The sequence below is a fragment of the Variovorax sp. 01T439_2 genome (genome assembly GCF_056398445.1).
The window spans coordinates 1-5,447 of record NZ_JBFTPJ010000461.1 but is presented as its reverse complement, the minus strand read 5'-3'; the positions used below and the strand labels follow the sequence as shown (position 1 = coordinate 5,447).

Below are 5,447 nucleotides of genomic sequence, written 5' to 3'. Positions count from 1 at the left end.
ACCCGGTGATCTACAAGGCGCGCGCGGTCGGCGACCACGCGATCAACGGAACCCGGCCGACCTTCTATTGGGCAGTGGGAAGCCGGGCCGAAAGTTGATCAGGCCTCGCCGGCGCGATGGCGGAACTGCGCCGCCGCATGGCGCGCAGGCAGCCGGTCGCCGGCATCGAACAGTTTGCGGCGCAGGCTGCCCTCGGCATAGGCGGTCTTGTAGACGCCGCGGTCCTGCAGCTCGGGCACGACCAGGTCGACGAAATCCTCGTAGCTCTCGGGCACCACGGTGCGGCTCAGGTTGAAGCCGTCCGCGCCGGTCTCGTCGATCCACGACTGCAGTTCGTCCGCCACCTGCGCCGCATCTCCGACGATGGCCGGGTAGCGCCCGCCGAGCTCGAACAGGTCCAGCAGCTTGCGGCGCGTCCAGCCCTGCTGCTCGGCGGTGCGGGTGGCCGATTCGATGGCGTTGGTCTTTCCGTAGTCGATCGGCTCGTCCAGGCCGTAGCGCGCGTAGTCGATGCCCGTGCTGGCCGAGAAGTGCGCCAGGCCCGCCTCGCGGCTCGCGTAGTCCCGGTAGTCCGCGTACTTTTCCTGCGCCTCCTTCGCGCTCGCGCCCGGCACCACCGCCGCGCCGACGAACACCTTGACGTCGTCGGGACGCCGGCCGGCCTGCACCAGCTGTTCGCGCAGTGCCTGCACGGTCTGGCGCGCTGCTTCCTTGCTGGGCGGCGAGATGAAGACGCACTCCGCGTGCCGCGCGGCAAAGCGCTGGCCGCGGCCGGAGCTGCCGGCCTGGAACAACACCGGCGTGCGCTGCGGCGAGGGCTCGGCCAGGTGGTAGCCCTCGACCTGGTGGTAGCGGCCGTCGTGCCGCACCTTGTGCACCCTGGCCGGGCGCGTGAGATGGTCCAGCGTCGAGAAGCGCCGCGCCAGCAGGTAGGGCTGCTCGTAGGTCAGATTGACCGTCACGCCGAAGCCCAGGTGCCGGGTCGCCGCCGCCATGGCCGATACCAGCATCAGCGGGTCGTTCACCGGCAACTGGATCGACTCGCGCAGCGTCACGTCTACGTTGTGCTGGTAGACGTCGTAGACGCCCACGATGTCGGCAATGAACAGGCCGTCGAACAGGCCGCGCTCCAGCGTGCGCGCGATGCCGGTCCAGTGTTCGAGCGTGTTGTATTCGAGCGAGTGGTCGCGCGGATGGGTCCACAGGCCATGGTTGATGTGGCCCACGCAGTTCATGTTGAACGCGTTGAGCAGGATCTCTTTCTTCTTCTGCGCCATGTCAGAACGCCGGCAGCACGCCGCCCGCGAAGGTCTTGACGATGAAGTCGCGCACCTCGTCGGTCTGGTAGGCCTTGACCAGCTGCTGCACCCAGGGCTGTTCCTTGTCCTGTTCGCGCACCGCGATCAGGCAGGCATAGGGGCCKTCCTTGTCCTCGACCAGGATGCCGTCGCGCGCCGGATTGAGGCCGGCCTTGTTGGCATAGTCGGCGTTGACGGCCGAGGCATCGGTGTCGTCGAGCGTGCGCGGCAGCTGCGCGGCCTCGATCTCGACGAAGCGGAACTTCCGCGGGTTCTCGGTGATGTCGCGCGGCGTGGCGTTGATGCCCGCGATCGGGTCGATGCCGCTCTTGAGCTTGATGGCGCCGGCCTTCTGCAGCAGCAACAGCACCCGGCTTTCGTTCGACGGGTCGTTGGGAATGGCGATGCTGGCGCCCTCGGGCAGGTCCTTGAACGATTTGAACTTGCGCGAATAGATCGCGATGGGGCCGATCCAGGTGCGGCCGAAGCCGACGATCCTGTAGCCGCGCGAACGCACCTGCGCCGCGAGGAAGGGCCGGTGCTGGAAGCTGTTGGCGTCCAGGTCGCCGGCATCGAGCGCGGCGTTGGGCCGGCTGTAGTCGGTGAAGGGCACGATCTGGATCTTCAGGCCGTAGTCGCGCTCGGCCACGCGCTTGGCGACCTCGAAGGTCTGCTCGTGCGGCCCGGTCGTGACGCCTACCTTCAGGACCTTGGTGGTGCCGGGCGGCTCCTTGAGGGCCGCGAAGGCGGGCAGGCCCGCGCCGGCGGCGGTGGCGGCGGCCGAGGCGAATTGCAGCAGGCGGCGGCGCGACAGCGCGGCGGAAAGCGATGGGAAGCGGCTCAAGCAAGACTCCGAAGAAGAACGGGAAAAGAAGAAAAAGAATCGGTGCTCACAGCGCGCCGTGCCGCGGCGGGAACCGGTCGTTGAGGTGGTAGTTGCCGATGTGGTGGTACTTCCAGCGCACCGGGTCGTGCAGCGTGTGGGTGCGCGCGTTGCGCCAGAAGCGGTCCAGCCCCAGGCCGTCGAGCGTGGCGCCGGTGCCGGCCAGCTCGAACAGGCGGTTGCCGGCGTCGAGCGAGGCGGTGGTGCTCAGCACGCGGGCCTCGGCCACTGCGATCGATGCCGCGGCCACGCTGTGCTCGCCGGGCGCGCGCTGGGCCGCTTCGACGAAGCGCGCGGCGCGGCGCAGCAGGGCCTCGGCCGCGCGCAGGCGCACCGCCACCTCGCCGGTCAGCTGGATCGCGAGCGGGTCTTCGCTGGCGCGTTCCACGCCGGCATCGATCCACGGCCGCGCTCGCTCGCGCACGAAGGGCAGCGTGGCCTCGAAGGCGCCGCGCCCGATGCCAAGGTCGATGGCGGCATGCAGCAGCTGCGCGAACGGGCCGATGGTGGTGGGCCGTTCGAAGGAGGCCAGGAAGGGAACGACCCAGGCCGGGTCGATCTGCACCCCCTCGAAGCGCACCGAGCCGCTGCCCGTCACGCGCTGGCCGAAGCCGTCCCAGTCGTCCACGATGCTCACGCCCTCGGCGCGGCGCGGCACGAAGGCGAGCTTGGTCACTTCGCGTTCGCCCTCCTGTGCCACGACCAGCGTGGGAATCCAGTGCGCGAACAGTGCGCCGGTGCAGTAGAACTTCTGCCCGTCGACCTGCAGGCTGCCGCCCTCCTCGTGCRGGCGCGTTCGGCGCTTGAAGTCCTTGTGGCCGATCTCCGCGAGCGCATTGCCGAAGCGCTCGCCTTCGAGCACGCGGCGGTAGAAAAAGCTTTTCTGGGCCTCGGTGCCGCCGACGCGCAGCACCTCCAGCGCGTAGTAGTGGTTCTGCGGAATCTGCCCGAGCGAGCCGTCGGCGGCCGAGATGATGGCGATCACCTCCGCCAGCGTGCGTGCCGACACGCCGGCGCCGCCATGCTCGCGCGGCACCGTGATGGCCCAGAGCCCGCTGGCGGTGAAGCGCTCCAGCTCGTCCCAGGGCAGGCGCCGCTCGCGGTCGCGCACCGCGGCATCGCGCGCGAAGTCGGCGGCGAGCTCGCGCGCGATCTGCAGCGCCTGGGCATCGTCGCGGATGCGCAGCGGCCTCTGCGCAGGGACGGGTGCGGGCTGTGCATCGGCGCGGGCGGGAGCTCGCATCGCGGGCGCCTCGGATGTGCGATCGGGAAGAAGAGCGGTGAGCGTCATCGATCAGTTCCAGGAATGCCGCGGCGGTGGCACGTGGTTGAGCAGGTAGTTGCCGATCAGGTGCGCCTTCCAGCGCACCGGGTCGTGCAGGGTGTGGGTGCGGGCGTTGCGCCAGTGGCGGCCGAGGTTGTGGGCTTCGCGCGTGGCCGAGGAGCCGGCGAGCTCGAACAGCTTCTCGCTGGCATTGAGCGCGATGCGCGTCGTCAGCACCTTGGCCTCGGCCACGGCAACCGAGGCGCGCGCGCTGGATTCGGCGGTGACGGGCCGGGCCGCCATGGCATCGAGCGTGCGGCCACTTTCCAGCAGCACCTCGTGCGCGGCATGCAAGTCCACCTCGAGGCGGCCCACGTCCTGGATGATGTAAGGGTCGTCCGCCGCGCGGGCCACGCCGGCATCGGTCCAGGGCCGCGCATACTCGCGCACGAAGGCGATTGCCTCGGCGAGCGCGGCCTGCGCAATGCCCTGGTCGATGGCCGCCTGCAGGAGCTGCGAGCCGGGGCCGAACAGGCCGGGCCGGTCGGCCAGCTGCCACAGCGGCAGCACGTCCGCCTCGTCGACCGGCACGGCCTCGAAGCGCACCGTGCCGCTGGCCGTGGTGCGCTGGCCGAAGGAGGACCAGTCGTCGACCACCGTGAGCCCGGGCGCATCGCGCGGCAACCACACCTGCACGGCGCGGCCCTGGTCGTCGAGCGCGCGTGCCGGCACGCGGTGGGCGAACAGCGCACCGGTCGAATAGAAGCGCTCGCCGTCCAGGCGCAGTCCCTGGGGCGTGCGGCGCAGCCGTGTCGCGCCCTCCGCGATGGTCTTCGATCGCCGCTCCGGCCCCGCATTGCCCAGGCGCTGGCCCGCGAGCACCTCGGCGTAGAAGCGGGTCTTCTGCGGCTCGGTGCCGATCTCGCGGAGCACGCCCAGCACGCCGAAGTGGTTCTGCGGGATCTGGCCGAGCGAGGCGTCGGCGGCCGACAGGATCACGAAGACCTCGGCCAGCGTGGCGTAGGACACGTCGGCACCGCCATGCGCGCGCGGCACGGTGATGCCGCCGAGCCCGCTCTCGGACCAAAGGTCGAGCTCATCCCACGGCAAGCGCCGCTCGCGGTCGCGCGCAGAAGCACCGGGGGCGAACAGCGCGGCAAGGCGGTGGGCGGCCTCCAGCGCTTCGCCGTCGCTGCGGATGCGCCGCACGCGCGCGGGATCGGGGTCGCGCGGTTTGCGCGGTTTGCGCGGTTTGCGCGGCACGGCGAATCCGTCGGGAAGAAGTTCAAGCGGGGAGGACATCGGCGAATCGCTCAGGCCAGCGCCAGCGAAGGCACTTCGAGCGGCCTGCCCGCGCGCTGGCGCAGCACGGGCAATGCGCGCTCGACGGCCAATGCGATGCGTGCGCGCAGTGCATCGCCGCTCACGCGGTAGTTGTCGAATTCCTTGTCGGTCGCATAGACGCCGACTGGCAGCGTGTGGGCCTGGAAGAAGCTGAACAGCGGGCGCAGCTGGTGGTCGATGGCCAGTGCGTGGCGGTCGCTGCCGCCGGTGGCCGCAAGCAGCACCGGCACGTCGATCAACGCTTCGTGATGAACGAAGTCGAAGAAGTGCTTGAAAAGCCCGGTGTACGAACCGCGATAGATCGGGCTCGCCACCAGCAGCAGGTCGGCGGATTCCACGTCCTTGAGCGACTGCTCGACCTCGGCTGGAAGCTGGCCGCGCTGCAGCACGCCGCCGAACTTCGGCACCAACTGGCCCAGTTCGACGAGGCGCGTCTCGGCGGGCCAGGCGTCGGTCAGGCCCTCCAGCAGTTCCTCGACCAGCGCGAGCGTGCGCGAAGGGCGTTGCAGGCCGCCGGAGACAGCGACGATCTTGAATTTGTGAGTCATGGTGGAAGAGCAGAAGAAGAAAAAGGCCAGGCCATGAATGTGCCGGCCGCGCGGCGCTTTTGGCGCATGGCTGCTAGAAGCATTTCAGCTATGGATGCGCGGTTTTCTTC

The 5,447-nt window shown here is 69.8% G+C and carries 5 protein-coding genes; all 5 read right to left on the bottom strand.

Going from position 1 to position 5,447, the window contains the following annotated elements:
- Nucleotides 1-98: 98 nt before the first annotated feature.
- The 5 genes from AC1DOC_RS20450 to msuE are packed head-to-tail and all read right to left on the bottom strand — an operon-like array spanning nt 99 to nt 5,337.
- A complete protein-coding gene (locus AC1DOC_RS20450; protein ID WP_478130380.1) occupies nt 99-1,277 on the bottom strand; it encodes an LLM class flavin-dependent oxidoreductase in 1,179 nt (392 codons plus the stop codon).
- Nucleotide 1,278: 1 nt separating this feature from the next.
- Nucleotides 1,279-2,142 (bottom strand): MetQ/NlpA family ABC transporter substrate-binding protein, encoded by an 864-nt coding sequence (locus AC1DOC_RS20445; protein WP_478130379.1) that lies wholly within the window; start codon nt 2,140-2,142, stop codon nt 1,279-1,281.
- A 46-nt stretch (nt 2,143-2,188) separates the two neighbouring features.
- Nucleotides 2,189-3,424 carry an SfnB family sulfur acquisition oxidoreductase gene (locus tag AC1DOC_RS20440; RefSeq protein ID WP_478130381.1) on the bottom strand — a complete coding sequence of 412 codons (1,236 nt, stop codon included), beginning with the start codon at nt 3,422-3,424 and terminating at the stop codon, nt 2,189-2,191.
- A 51-nt stretch (nt 3,425-3,475) separates the two neighbouring features.
- On the bottom strand, nt 3,476-4,747 hold the full coding sequence (locus AC1DOC_RS20435) for an SfnB family sulfur acquisition oxidoreductase (RefSeq protein WP_478079956.1): 1,272 nt from the start codon (nt 4,745-4,747) through the stop codon (nt 3,476-3,478).
- 11 nt (nt 4,748-4,758) lie between these two features.
- Complete coding sequence (gene msuE, locus AC1DOC_RS20430) at nt 4,759-5,337, bottom strand: FMN reductase (RefSeq protein WP_027729414.1); 579 nt, start codon at nt 5,335-5,337, stop codon at nt 4,759-4,761.
- Nucleotides 5,338-5,447: the final 110 nt, after the last annotated feature.